Here is a 12,312-nt window from a genome sequence, read left to right as displayed (position 1 = left end):
CCGCGCCGCGAACCGTCCGAGCCCGAACCCGGCAAGACGCGCCTCTTCATTGGTGCGGGCCGCATGGTCGGCATCCGTCCGGGCGACATCGTCGGCGCCATTGCCAACGAAGCCAATGTGAGCTCGCGCGTGATCGGCGCCATCGACATCTTTGATCGCTTTACCCTCGCCGATGTGGATTCTGATGTGGCAAACGACGTGATCGAAGCGCTTCAGGGCGTCCGCTTCAAGGGGGCTCCCGTGACGGTGCGTCTCGACAACGGCGGCAGGAGGAACGATGACGGCAGCCAGAATTACGAACGCCGTCCGCGCGGTCGCAGTTTCGACGATCGTCCCCGTCAGCCCCGCTATGACGACAGCCGCTGGGCGCCCCGCGGCGACGACCGCTACAGCCGCTTTGACGACGATGACCGCGGCCCCCGCCGCTGAGCCTCATCCGCCTACGGCCTTATTCACTTGTTCTGAGATTTTTTGCTGATATGGCAAACACTCCCATTCGTCTCATCGTCGGGCTCGGCAATCCCGGGCCCGAGTATGAGAGAACGCGGCACAACGCCGGATTCCGCTTCCTCGATGCACTCGCCGACAAGAACGGAGGGACCTTCCGCAATGAACCCAAATTCAAGGGCGAAATTGCGCGGGCGCGCATTGCAGGAGAAGAAGTCTGGCTCCTGAAGCCTCTCACTTTCATGAATAGCTCAGGGGAAAGCGTTTCTGCGGTCGCGAACTACTACAAGATCAAGCCCGAGGAGATCCTCGTCGTTCACGACGAAATGGATCTCCTTCCGGGATGCATGCGCATCAAGCAGGGCGGCGGAAATGCCGGCCACAACGGACTGAAGTCGATCACCCAGCAGCTCGGCACGCCGAACTTCTGGCGGCTCCGCCTCGGCATCGGACACCCGCGCACGCTCGGACTTGCGCAGCAGGTCTTTGATTTTGTTCTTTCCTCGCCTTCTGCCGAACACGCCGAAGCGATCCGCACCTGCGTCGACGCAGCGCTGCCGACCGCTGAACTTTGGGCCGAAGGCGAAATGGAAAAGGCTCACCGCGCCATCGCCAAATACGGGGCGCCCGCGAAGCCTGCGAAAGCGAGCTGAGGCGCAATGAGCGCGATCCCGGTTCTGATCAGCCGGTGCCTTTTGGGCTTCGCCTGCCGCTACGACGGAATAGAGAAGCCCTCAATCCTTCCACGGCTCGGGGAGCTTCCTGAAATCAGCTGGATTCCCATCTGTCCGGAAGCAGAGGGCGGACTTCCGATTCCGCGGCCTCCCTGCGAGATCGAACCGGGCGCAACCGCTGCCGATGTCTTCGCCGGCAACGGGCGCGTCATTACGAAGGAAGGCCGGGACTGCACCCGCGAATACTGCCGCGGCGCACGTCTCGCACTCCTCAGGGCAGAGGCGACCGGAGCAGAATTCGCGCTTCTCAAAGCCAAGAGCCCTTCGTGCGGCACGCGTTCAATCTATGACGGAACGTTCTCGAGAACGCTGACACCAGGACGCGGCATTACGGCTGAACTCCTCGCCGGCGCGGGCTTAACCCTCTTTTCGGAAGATGCGCTTGAGTCTTTCTCCCGAACACTCTCAGGTTCGCGCCCCGAATCCGATTAACCTTTAGAATGAGTCCCCCTCCGGTACAGCTTCCGGAGCTCGGATGACTCCCACCAGAAAAGAAGAGTAAACACCATGGGTCTGAAATGCGGCATCGTCGGCCTGCCCAACGTCGGCAAGTCCACCATCTTCAACGCGCTTACGAAGGCCGGCATCGCGGCGGAAAACTATCCTTTCTGCACGATTGAACCCAACGTCGGCATTGTTGAGGTTCCCGATCCGCGCTTGAAGAAGCTCGCTGAAATCGATCATCCGCAGCGCATTGTTCCCGCTGCAGTGGAATTCGTCGATATCGCCGGCCTCGTTGCAGGCGCGAGCAAGGGCGAAGGCCTCGGCAACCAGTTCCTCGCCAACATCCGCGAATGCGACGCCATTGCGCACATCGTGCGCTGCTTCAACGACGACAACATCGTTCACGTTGCCGGCGAAGTCAATCCGCTCAACGACATCAGCGTCATCAACACCGAACTCGCGCTCGCCGACCTCGCCGCTGTTGAAAAGGCGCTCAACCGCTACTCGAAGCAGGCCCGTTCGGGCGGCGACAAGGAAGCGCTCAAGCTCGTGCAGGTTCTCGAAAAGCTCCAGCCCGTGCTCAACGAGGGCCTTCCCGCCCGCTCCGTGCCGCTCACGGACGAAGAGAAGGTCGTCATCCGTCAGCTCTTCCTCCTCACGATGAAGCCGACGATGTACGTCGCCAATGTCGAGGAGCACGGCTTTGAGGGGAATCCCCTGCTCGACGCCGTCAAGGAATATGCCGCCAAGGAAAATGCCCCGGTGGTTGCCGTCTGCGCCAAGACGGAAGCCGACATTGCCGACCTCGACGACGCCGACAAGCAGATGTTCCTCGAGGACATGGGCATGCATGAGCCGGGCCTCGACCGCGTCATCCGCGCCGCCTACGACCTCCTCGGCCTTCAGACCTACTTCACCGCCGGCGTGAAGGAAGTCCGCGCCTGGACCATCCACAAGGGCGACACGGCGCCTCAGGCCGCCGGCGTCATTCACACGGACTTTGAGCGCGGCTTCATCCGCGCCCAGACGATCAGCTTCAACGACTACATCGCCTACAATGGCGAAAAAGGCGCCCAGGAAGCTGGCAAGATGCGTGCGGAAGGCAAGGACTACATCGTCCAGGACGGTGATGTCATGAACTTCCTCTTCAATGTCTAAAGCGCACGAAGCCTCAGCCTTCAGTTACATCTGAAGATAAAAAGCGGCTCCTTTAAGGGGCCGTTTTTTCATCTCCGCTCCAAAATGAACGGAGCTTCTCAGCACTCAAACTCATGGCAACGACCTCCACGAAAAAAAGACAGGAAACCGGTGCAAGGCTGCGCGCCGAACGCGTGCGCCTCGGCTACCAGCCCCGTCAGATTGCGCAGCTCCTCGGCGTTCCGCTCGAAGCATACGAACGCTTCGAATCGGGCGATGCCGACCCCGGCATCTGGCGCATGCCCCGACTGGCGGCCTGCGGCTTCGATGTGCTCTACATCCTGACGGCCGAACGACATCTCGTCATTGCAGAGGAAAACGAACTCCTTTCGCGCTTTCGCGAACTCTCCCAGCGCGGCCGCGCCTCCATCTTTACGACGCTCGACGCACTGGAACGGCTCGCACCCAATATCCGCAAACAGTTTGATCGTTTGCGCTGAGAGTAGTGATTGACACATGTTGACAATAGTTTTTACTTTTTAAGTTTGACAAGTCAATAAATTATCGCTACAGTAACAACCATCACGTTCAATTCCACTTCTTAAGGAATTTCAAATGTCTCTTCTTACGACTGAAATCCTCCCGTTTGAAACCGAGGCTTATCACAACGGCGCCTTCAAGAAGGTCACCGATGCTGACCTGAAGGGCCACTGGTCCGTCGTCTTCTTCTATCCGGCCGACTTCACGTTCGTCTGCCCGACGGAACTCGAAGACCTCGCCGAACACTACGAAGAGTTCAAGAAGCTCGGCGTTGAGATCTACTCCGTCTCCACCGATACGCACTTCACGCATAAGGCCTGGCACGAATCCTCCGAAGCCGTCGGCAAGGTGAAGTTCCCGATGCTCGGCGACAAGGCCGGCGTCCTCGCCCGCAACTTCGACGTCATGATTGAGAAGGACGGCCTCGCTGAACGCGGCACGTTCGTCATCAACCCCGCCGGCAAGATCGTTGTCATGGAACACCATGACGGCGGCATCGGCCGCGACGCTGCCGAGCTCCTGCGCAAGGTTGAAGCTGCCCAGTACGTTGAAAAGAACCCCGGCCAGGTCTGCCCGGCCAAGTGGCGTCCCGGCAAGGAAACGCTCACCCCGTCCTTCGATCTCGTGGGCAAGATCTAATCGCTGACTGAAGCGAATAGACAAATTCAGCAGTCCGTTATGCAGGCCTAGTTCGCCTCCGGCCGCTGAAGAAAGGCCGCGGCAATGCCGCGGCCTTTTTTTAATACCCCCTCATTTTCTGATTTGTCAGAGTCCAAAAAATGCTTGATGCCTCCGCTCTTCAACAGGTCAAGGGCTATCTTGACCGTCTCTCCGATCCGATTACGCTCACCCTTGCTCCGGATGGTTCTTCCGAATCCGGCCAGATTCAGTCCCTCCTGAAGGACGTCGCCTCGGTTTCGGGCAAGATCACTCTTGCCACCGAAGACGTGAGCGCCCAGGTTCGCCGCCCGAGCTTCACGGTCAGCCGCACCGGTGAAAAGATGGGCGTGCGCTTTGCCGCGCTTCCGATGGGTCATGAATTCTCGTCCTTTATTCTCGCCATGCTTCAGGCGAGCGGCTATCCGAGCAAGGAAGATCCGGACCTCCTCGAGCGCGTCCGCAGCCTCAAGGGCAAGTACGACTTCGAGATCTACATGTCTCTCTCGTGCCATAACTGCCCCGACGTTGTGCAGGCGCTCAACCTGATGGCGATCCTCAATCCGAACGTTTCCGTCACCGTGATTGACGGCGCGCTCTTCCAGGACGAAGTGAAGGCCCGCCACATCATGGCTGTGCCGACCGTTTATCTGAATGGCGCTCCCTTCATTTCCGGCCGTCACGAGCTCGGTGAAATCGTCGCCAAGCTTGACGAAGGCTTCGTCAAGGCTCAGGCTGAGAAGCTCTCCGCCAAGGCGCCCTTCGACATCCTCGTTGTCGGCGCCGGCCCCGCGGGCGCCACTGCGGCGATCTACGCCGCCCGCAAGGGTCTTCGCACCGGCGTCGTCTGCGAACGCCCGGGCGGACAGGTGAATGAAACCTCTTCCATCGAGAACTTCACGTCCATCCTGATGACGGACGGCGTCGCGCTCGGCAACCGCTTCATGGAGCACGTCAACCATTACGGCGTCGACGTTATGGCGCTCGAACGCGTTGTGAAGCTTGAAAAAGCCGGCGAATACTGGGAAGTCGAGCTTTCGAGCGGCGCCAAGCTCCAGACCAAGGCCGTCATCGTCTGCTCGGGCGCTCGCTGGCGTCAGCTCGGCGTTCCGGGTGAAAAGGAATACCAGGGTCACGGCGTCGCCTACTGCCCGCACTGCGATGGTCCGCTCTTCAAGGGCAAGGACGTCGTCGTTGTGGGCGGCGGCAACTCCGGCGTTGAAGCGGCGATCGACCTCGCTGCGCTCTGCCGCTCCGTCACGCTGCTGCAGCGCGGCGGCAAGCTCACCGCGGACGAAGTCCTCGTGAAGCGCCTCGAATCGACCTCGAACGCGAAGATCATCTACAACCTCGACATTGAGAAGCTCGAAGGCGACGGCACGGTGCTTACCGGCGTCACCTACCGCGAGCGCGCCACGGGCGAACTGCGCACGGTTTCGGCCGCCGGCTGCTTCGTGCAGATTGGTCTCGTCCCCAATACGGACTTCCTGAAGGGCACGGTTGAGCTCACCAAGTGGGGCGAAATCGTGGTCGACGCGCACGGCGCTGCTTCTGCTGAAGGCATCTTCGCCGGCGGCGACTGCACGGCCGTTCCCTATAAGCAGGTCGTCATTGCGCTTGGCGGCGGCGCCACCGCTGCGCTCGGCGCCTTTGACTGGCTGATTCGTCAGGAAACCAAGTAACGCCTCCTGAGCGCTTCCCGCATGGAATTTTCCCTGCAGAAAGCGTCCGACGCAGGAAAAAGCCGGAGAGCACGCAAGTGTTCCCGGCTTTTTCTATTCACGGCAGCAGGAAACAGACTGCTTCCCGATGTGGCAGACTGTCGCCGAAACTCCATGCTTTCTTTCCGGCTTCCGCCCTCGAAATTTATGCGCTACATCCGCGTTCTGCTTGCAGTCTTCCTTTTTGCCGCCGTCATCGTCCTCATACTCGTGACCGCGCTTGCCTGGTGGATCACGCCGGATCGCGTCGGTCACCGGATTGCTGAAGCGCTCAATGCGCATCTCGCGCTCAACGCGGAGTTCCAGGGCCCCATCGAGATCAAGCGGTTGCCGAAGCTGCGCATCACGCTTCCCGCGGCTGCGCTCACGCACTCAACGGACGGCTCTGCGGCCGGGCGCTTCGACGCTGCCGTCATCGAACTCAAGCCCTGGTCATTCTTTGCTGAATCCCCGCGCATCGACCACATTCTTGTCGACGGGCTCTCCTATAACCCGAAACCCGGCACGCCTGCGGCTTCAGAAGCCGCCAATCGACTTTCCACGACGCTCTGGGACGTCGAGCTCATGGAGCTTCGCAACAGCACGATCGCTTTTGATGCGGGCGTCTTCGGCCCGGCTGAGGCCCGGCTTTCCGCAATTCAGGCGCGCCTTGAAAACATCAGTGAAAAAGGCGGCGCAATACGGCTCGCCGGCATGCTCGAAAGCGCCTCCGTCTCAGGTTCAGCATCCTTTGCCGGCATCGTGCGCTTTAAGGATGGTGCAGGCGACCTCCTGACGCGCTTCGCGCTCGATTCCCCTGCCGTCACGCTCGACGGCCTCTGGAACCGCAGAAGCGTGCACGCGGAAGTGCGCGCGAAGTCCGTTGCGCCCACAGGTTCGGGCTGGCAGATCGAGTCGCCGGACGCCAGAACCGTTTTTGCAAACGGGCCTGAAATTACCGCCGCCGCCCCGTCAGCGCTTCTCTCTCCGGAAACGTTTGCGAGCGACCGGCTTTCGCTTTCCGCCGCTCTCAATACGCGCGACGGTCAGCTCTCCGCCTCGGGAACGCTGAAGGCGATGCATCGCTTCCAGCCGCAGAACACGGAACTGAGCCAGATCGACCTCACGACGCGCTTTGCCCCGAAAGACGCTTCGGGCGAAGCTACTGAAAGCCGCCTTACCGGCAATGCCTCATGGTCGGAAGACGGCTCTGCAGAGATCCGCCTCACCGGCACGCTCCTCGGCGCTGCGCTCTCCTTCAACGCTTCCTCCTCACCGGCAGAAACCGAAGACCGCCGGCTCAGCCTCAATGGCGACCTCACGCTGGGCGAACTGTCGTCCGAACGGCTCGCGCAGCTTCCCTGGGATCTCGAATGGCTCTCGCTCATCAACTTCAGAGGCAATATTTCAATCGCCGGGCTTGGCCCCGTCTGGGGGCTTTCCGACCTTTCCGCACATGCGGAGCTCTTCAAGGGCGGCCTCATTCTTTCTGAAGGGAAAGGCGACTGGCTGGGCGGCAAAACAGACTTTGCCGCCATCCTGACGCCGGACGGCGCCTGGCATGCGAACATCAGGGCCCGCGACGGCCGCGCGGAAAGCTGGTTCTCCAGCCAGAATCGTCCTGCCGCCATCTCAGGGCGCACGGATGCAACGCTCGCACTCGCGGGCAGCGTTCAAACCCCTGAAAGTCCGGCAAAGCTTCTGCAGGCGGACGGAACCGTCCGCATTGCGTCGGGCGCTTTCTCAGGCTTCAACGTCCCGCTCGCTTTCCGGATTCTTGCCGACGAAACGCCTGACGCCACGCCGCCCGAAGTACGTCAGCCGCACTCCGTTTCCGCCTTTAATGAGCTCAGCTTCACGACGGCAGTGAAGGACGGACGGCTCATCCTCTCCGAAGGGAAGGCAAGCGCCGAGGGCTGGTCAGCCAGCTTTACGGGAGAAGCCTTGAGCGGCAACCTCCTCATTCATGCCGTCTTCCATGCACCTGCTGCCGGAAAGCTCCCCGAACTCAGCCTGGCGGCGAGCGCTCAGACAGGATCAGACCTGGCTCCCGTCTGGACCGCAGAATGGGACAAAGCGGCTCAGGCCGTCAATCAGGCCCGATCGGGAGAACCCATGACGCTCGACCGGCTCGGCCGCAGGGTTGAACGCGCCATCAAGGACTTCTGGCAGGGGCTTGAGCTTCCTGACATCAAAATGCCGGAAATAGAGCTCCCTGACTGGAAGCTCCCGAAGATGCCCTGGGAAAAGGACGAACCGGCGCCTCAGAAACCCGCTTCTCCCGCAATCTGATCCCTCTATCGCTCTGCGGCCGCCTTGAGAAGCGGCCAGATGCGCGGGTCAACGAAGCGTGAGGCATCCTCGCCCCCGAGGCGGGCGATTTCCCTCACGAAGGTGCCGCTCACGAACTGGAACTGGTCCGAAGGCGTGAGGAACACCGTCTCCACTTCGGGCATGAGCTGCCGGTTCATGCCCGCCATCTGGAATTCGTATTCGAAATCGCTCACGGCGCGGGCGCCGCGCACAATGACATTCACGCCGTGCGTCCGAACGAAATCCTTGAGGAGCCCGGTGAAAGGGAGCACCTCCACATTGGCATAGTCAGCGCAAACAAGCTTCGCGCAGTAAAAGCGCTCCTCAAGCGTGAGCAGCGGGTGCTTTCCCACGCTCTGCGCTACGGCCACATAAACTTTTGCAAAAATGTTCGACGCCCGGCGCACGAGATCCTGGTGTCCGCTCGTCATCGGGTCGAAGGTTCCGGGATAAACCGCAATCGTCATTCCTTAATGCTCCTCATTGCGCTCCCGGCGCATGTTCTTTGTTCTTTTTTGAAGGCTTCTCCTCGCGCGCGAGCCCGGCCATCAGGCTCTCTTTTCGCGCCAGGAGTTCGCAGTCTACCTGTCCTGCCGAAGTGCTTCTGAGCCGCACGAGCCCGAGTTCGTCGAGGAGCGCCTCATCTGTCCTCCGGCCCGTGCGCTCCACGTAGAGAATTCCCTCGTTCTTCAGCCGGGGGAGCGCCCTGCGGATCGCCTCGTTCTGGAGATCGAGCGCAAAGGGCGGATCGATGAAGATGACGTCGTAGCTTTCCGTCGTGCGGCCCAGGAACCCGAAGGCATCTTCCCTATGGATGCGCACGATTTCTCCGGCATTAAGCCTCACGACCGTCTGAAGAATGTTCTTAGCCTGGACTTTGTCGAGCTCCACCGCATCAAGGGCAGACATGCCGCGGGAGACGGCCTCGAGCCCCAAAGCCCCGGAGCCCGCGAAAAGATCGAGCGCGCTTCGGCCTTCGAAAGTCCCGAAAAGGTGCCGCAGCCAGTCAAAAACGGTTTCCCTCACGCGCTCCGGCGTCGGCCTCAGGCCTCCGAGATCCGCCACCGCAAGCGGCGTGCGTCGCCACATGCCGCCCACAAGGCGCACTTCCCCTGCTCGGGCACGCGAAGAGGTTGTTAAACTTACGAGATTCGAGCGCCCGCGCTCCTTTTTCGGATTTTTCATCGCTATCTATCAGTATGGGTTTTGGTTCTTCTGAAGGCTGGCTTTCCCGCCTGAAACGCGGCCTTTCGCGCACGCGCGTCAACATCGTCGGACTTTTTTCCGGAGGCGTCGTTGACGACGACTTTCTCGAGGAACTCGAATACGCTCTGATCTCCGCCGATGTCGGCGTAGAGACCTCCACGCGTATCTTAGAGCGCCTCCGCGATGACATTAAGCTCAAGGGCCTCAAGACCCAGGATGAAGTCCGCCGTGCGCTGCGCGACGAACTCGAAAAAATACTCGCTCCGGCAGAAGGCACGCTCAATACGGACCAGGCCAAGCCCTGCGTCATCATGATGTGCGGCGTCAACGGCGCCGGCAAAACCACATCCATCGGCAAGCTTGCCAAGCGCTTTGCCGATGACGGCAAAAGCGTTCTGCTCGCAGCAGGCGACACCTTCCGCGCAGCCGCCCGGGAGCAGCTTGCCGTCTGGGGCGAACGCAACCGCGTGGAAGTCATCTCGCAGACCGGCGGCGACCCCGCCGCCGTCGTCTTTGATGCTGTTTCCGCAGGCCGCGCCCGCGGCATGGATGTCGTGATTGCCGACACCGCAGGGCGGCTGCCCACGCAAACCAACCTGATGGAAGAGCTCGGCCGCATCCGCCGCTCCCAGGAGAAAGCCATGGAAGGTGCTCCTCACGAGGTGATCCTTGTCGTCGACGGCACCAACGGTCAGAACGCGCTCGCTCAGGTTCGTGCATTTGATCTCTACGCGCATCTCACAGGCCTCATCGTCACCAAGCTTGACGGCACAGCCAAGGGCGGCGTTCTTGCCGCCATCACCGCGATGCGCGGCGAGAAACCCCTGCCGATCTACTACATCGGCGTGGGAGAAAAACTGGAGGATCTGCAGCCCTTCAACGCGCACGAATTTTCGAGCGCACTGGTCGGGCTCGATCCTCAGGACGACGAAAGCGGCAGCTGAAGACAGCCACGTTACGCAAAAGCTTTCAAAGGACAGAAAATGCTATTAGGTGCAGTAGATCTCGGCAGCAACAGCTTCCGCGTTGAAATCGGCCGCGTAGAGGGCGAACGCATCGTCACGCAGAGCTACTGGAAGGAAACCGTCCGGCTTGCCGGAGGCTTTGACAAGTCCGGAGCGCTTACGCCGGAAATTCAGGCCCGCGCGCTCGCTGCGCTTGCCCGCTTCAATGAGCGCCTCGCAGGGCTTCCCCCGGAACGCGTGCGCGCCGTCGGCACGCAGGCGATGCGCGTTGCTACGAATGCGCAGGACTTCCTGAGGAAAGCGCAGAACGTCCTCGGCTATCCGATCGACATCCTCTCGGGTCACGAGGAAGCGCGCCTCGTCTTCAAGGGCTGCGCGCAAACGCTTCCTCCTTCCGACAAGCGCCGTCTCGTGGTCGACATCGGCGGCGCGAGCACGGAGATGATCATCGGTCAGGGACTTGACGCCAAGCGCTATGAAAGCTACCGCATCGGGTGCGTCAATACTTCCATCCGCTTCTTCGCAGACGGACGCATCACGGCAAAGTCGCTTGAACGCGCCACCACGGCATGCGCCGCCGAACTCGAGGAAAGCATGACCACGTTCGGCGCCGGCAATTACGACGAGGCCTACGGTTCCGCAGGCACCTTCGGCGCTGTGAGCGACATCTGCCGCGCTCTCGGATGGACCGACGGCGTCGTTCGTCCCGAGCACCTTGAGAAGCTGCGCCGGATGCTTCTCGACATGCGCGACATCAGCGAAATTTCCTTCCCCGGACTCAAGGAAGACCGCAGGGAAGTCATTGCCGGCGGCATTGCCGTTCTCACGGCCGTCTACCGCGTGCTCGGCATCGAGGAGATGCGGCCCGCATCGGGCGCTCTCCGCGTCGGTCTCCTCTACGATCTTCTCGGACGCGTATCGAACCGCGACACGCGCGACGTCTCCATTGAAACGCTCATGGAAGCCTCGCGTCTTGACCGCGAGCAGGCGAACCGGGTCGCCAACATCGCTCAGGCGATATACAGCACGCTCAGTTCCGAACCAGATCCGGAGAAAGTACGCTACCTGCGCTGGGCTGCGCTCCTTCATGAATGCGGGATGATCATTTCCTCCTCGCGCTACCACAGGCACGGCCACTACATCGTGAGCAATGCCGACATGCCGGGGTTCAGCCGCCTTGAACAGGATCGCCTCGCCGCGCTCGTGCTCGCGCAAAGAGGCACGCTCAAGAAGGTTGAAGACAAGCTCGACACCCTCATTTCAACGGAAACCGTGCTGGCGCTCCGCCTTGCCGTCATTTTTGCGCACGCCCGCAAGGATGTCGCGCTCCCCGTGATGGATGCAAAGCGTACGGCCGAGGGCATCGAAATGCGGATGGAAGAAGTCTGGCTCAATGCCCATCCGCTCACGGACTATCTCCTGCGGGAGGAAACGGAATTCTGGAGCAAGATCGGCCGCCATCTCTCCATCCAGAAATTCTGAAGGTCCTCCCATGGCGGATGCTGCTCTTCTTGAACTTCGCCAGGCAAGCGTCATCTTCAATGGCGCGGCTGCCGTTGATCGCGTTTCGCTCTCTGTCCGCAGAGGCGAATTCGTTGTCCTGCGCGGCGCGACAGGGAGCGGCAAAAGCACAGTTCTCAAGCTTCTTGCCGGTCTGGTGAAGCCGACCTCGGGAGAAGTCGTCGTTGCCGGCGACCGCGTCGACAGCTTCAGCGAAATGGAGCGCCGCTGGCTCAGACGCTCCATGGGACTCATGATGCAGGACGGCAGACTTCTCGAAGACCGCACCGTCCACGAGAACGTCATGCTGCCGGCGCTTGCCGCTGAGGAATCCTACGCGGAGGCGCGCCGCAGAGCCTTTCTCGCGCTTGAAAAATGCGGCATCGGCGAACTTGCTCCCGCCCTGCCCGGACGACTTTCCGCCGGCGAAAAGCAGCTGGCGCTTCTCGCCCGGGCCGTCGTCAATCGCCCGGTGGTCATTCTTGCCGACGAACCCGTAGCGCACCTTGATGAAGCAAATGCTCAGGCGCTTCTCGCGCTCCTCGCGGCCTTCGTACGCGCCGGCGTTACGGTTGTAGCGGCAAGCCACGAGGCTCTCCCCGTTGCCGGCACTCCGGTGCGCGAAATCACGCTCGCCACGCCTGGCGCCGTTGAGGTTCTTCCATGAGC

The 12,312-nt window shown here is 61.1% G+C and carries 13 protein-coding genes; 11 read left to right on the top strand and 2 right to left on the bottom strand.

All coding sequences use genetic code 11. The features are described from left to right. From GBM95_RS00570 to GBM95_RS00535, 8 genes are all read left to right on the top strand, one after another. Nucleotides 1-429, top strand: a 429-nt coding sequence (locus GBM95_RS00570) for a DbpA RNA binding domain-containing protein (protein WP_193222528.1), incomplete at its 5' end; no start/stop codon positions are given. Between the two features lie 50 nt (nt 430-479). After that, a complete protein-coding gene (gene pth, locus GBM95_RS00565) occupies nt 480-1,100 on the top strand; it encodes an aminoacyl-tRNA hydrolase (RefSeq protein WP_152157298.1) in 621 nt (206 codons plus the stop codon). A gap of 6 nt (nt 1,101-1,106) precedes the next feature. Further along, complete coding sequence (locus GBM95_RS00560) at nt 1,107-1,613, top strand: DUF523 domain-containing protein (RefSeq protein ID WP_152157297.1); 507 nt, start codon at nt 1,107-1,109, stop codon at nt 1,611-1,613. Nucleotides 1,614-1,688: 75 nt separating this feature from the next. After that, nucleotides 1,689-2,783: a redox-regulated ATPase YchF gene (ychF, locus tag GBM95_RS00555; RefSeq protein ID WP_152157296.1), complete on the top strand. Its 1,095-nt coding sequence runs from the start codon at nt 1,689-1,691 to the stop codon at nt 2,781-2,783. 113 nt (nt 2,784-2,896) lie between these two features. Continuing rightward, nucleotides 2,897-3,262 carry a helix-turn-helix domain-containing protein gene (locus tag GBM95_RS00550; protein WP_152157295.1) on the top strand — a complete coding sequence of 122 codons (366 nt, stop codon included), beginning with the start codon at nt 2,897-2,899 and terminating at the stop codon, nt 3,260-3,262. A 115-nt stretch (nt 3,263-3,377) separates the two neighbouring features. Beyond that, the gene (gene ahpC, locus GBM95_RS00545; protein ID WP_152157294.1) at nt 3,378-3,941 is read left to right on the top strand and encodes an alkyl hydroperoxide reductase subunit C; all 564 of its coding nucleotides are present in this window, start codon (nt 3,378-3,380) and stop codon (nt 3,939-3,941) included. A gap of 140 nt (nt 3,942-4,081) precedes the next feature. Then, entirely contained in the window at nt 4,082-5,641 is a 1,560-nt protein-coding gene (gene ahpF / locus GBM95_RS00540; protein ID WP_152157293.1) for an alkyl hydroperoxide reductase subunit F, read from the top strand. A 186-nt stretch (nt 5,642-5,827) separates the two neighbouring features. Beyond that, nucleotides 5,828-7,951, top strand: coding sequence for an AsmA family protein (locus GBM95_RS00535; RefSeq protein WP_152157292.1), 2,124 nt, complete (start codon nt 5,828-5,830; stop codon nt 7,949-7,951). 5 nt (nt 7,952-7,956) lie between these two features. On the opposite strand, the gene coaD is transcribed toward GBM95_RS00535, so the two are convergent. Together coaD and GBM95_RS00525 are read right to left on the bottom strand one after the other, a co-directional pair. After that, nucleotides 7,957-8,439, bottom strand: coding sequence for a pantetheine-phosphate adenylyltransferase (coaD, locus tag GBM95_RS00530; protein ID WP_152157291.1), 483 nt, complete (start codon nt 8,437-8,439; stop codon nt 7,957-7,959). A gap of 13 nt (nt 8,440-8,452) precedes the next feature. Further along, complete coding sequence (locus tag GBM95_RS00525; RefSeq protein WP_226963092.1) at nt 8,453-9,157, bottom strand: RsmD family RNA methyltransferase; 705 nt, start codon at nt 9,155-9,157, stop codon at nt 8,453-8,455. 14 nt (nt 9,158-9,171) lie between these two features. On the opposite strand from GBM95_RS00525, the gene ftsY reads away from it, so the two are divergent. From ftsY to GBM95_RS00510, 3 genes are read left to right on the top strand one after another with little or no spacing between them, the layout of a single operon-like run. Further along, nucleotides 9,172-10,122: a signal recognition particle-docking protein FtsY gene (ftsY, locus tag GBM95_RS00520; RefSeq protein WP_152157290.1), complete on the top strand. Its 951-nt coding sequence runs from the start codon at nt 9,172-9,174 to the stop codon at nt 10,120-10,122. Nucleotides 10,123-10,161: 39 nt separating this feature from the next. Continuing rightward, complete coding sequence (locus GBM95_RS00515; protein ID WP_152157289.1) at nt 10,162-11,625, top strand: Ppx/GppA phosphatase family protein; 1,464 nt, start codon at nt 10,162-10,164, stop codon at nt 11,623-11,625. Between the two features lie 10 nt (nt 11,626-11,635). Continuing rightward, entirely contained in the window at nt 11,636-12,310 is a 675-nt protein-coding gene (locus GBM95_RS00510; protein ID WP_152157288.1) for a cell division ATP-binding protein FtsE, read from the top strand. Nucleotides 12,311-12,312: the final 2 nt, after the last annotated feature.

Source organism: Sutterella seckii, assembly GCF_009183815.1.
In the GTDB taxonomy this organism is placed as follows: Bacteria; Pseudomonadota; Gammaproteobacteria; order Burkholderiales; family Burkholderiaceae_F; genus Sutterella; species Sutterella seckii.
The sequence above is the reverse complement of the archived record's forward strand: the minus strand, read 5'-3'. Positions and strand labels throughout refer to the sequence as shown.